The 700-nt window shown below is 33.1% G+C and carries 1 protein-coding gene; it reads right to left on the minus strand.

The window, feature by feature from the left end; genetic code table 11:
- Positions 1-285 precede the first annotated feature (285 nt).
- Positions 286-672, minus strand: a complete 387-nt coding sequence (locus STRDD04_RS01550; protein ID WP_062198741.1) for a DUF1310 family protein — start codon at positions 670-672, stop codon at positions 286-288.
- Positions 673-700 lie beyond the last annotated feature (28 nt).

A 700-nucleotide genomic window follows, 5' to 3' on the forward strand; every position in this document is an offset into this window, starting at 1 on the left:
TAAAGCTGATACCTTAACGAAAATAGGAAACTGGATTTTGATTAATGTTTCATATTAATTATTATACTATTTTTCTAAAGGATATGGAAGCGGAATCATTTTTAGAGGTTCGTAAAGATAAAAGCTTGTTCTTCATGGCTATTTACATTGTCGTAAATATGGGAAGTAGTTCCAACATAGGTTTCGTCACTTAGTTCAACCTCTTGCTTAACATTTTTTATCTCATATTCTTGCAAAGCAATTTTCACCTTCTGTTTATCACTAAATGATTTATCCTACATCATGTCATTCTCCCCTCAACTTCTTTGCGAGTTCACCAGAAATTACGTATCCAGAATACTCCATCTGTCCATTAGAATCTTCCGTTAATGTTGTTGTAATTGTCAAGTCAGGATCATCATTGATTATAAGCTCAACAATTAAACCTCCCATGGGATTATACTCAAGATTTCTTTCGTTTATTGTATATTTTTTGATTATTCCCTTTTCTGTCAATGCTTCAGGATCTTTCTTCTTGAACATTTGCTTAATCAATCTCTTAGATTTTTTACTCTCCGCAATCTGGATCATTTCTTCTTTTTCTGACCGACTATTTAGCATACTGCACCCTCCTAAAAACATAGCTGAACTGAGCGTGATGATACTCAAAATGATTACAAAAATTTTCTTCATGACAGCTCCTTTCACTTCTCATCTTTGC

This window comes from Streptococcus sp. DD04 (assembly GCF_001578725.1).
GTDB classification, from domain to species: domain Bacteria; phylum Bacillota; class Bacilli; order Lactobacillales; family Streptococcaceae; genus Streptococcus; species Streptococcus sinensis.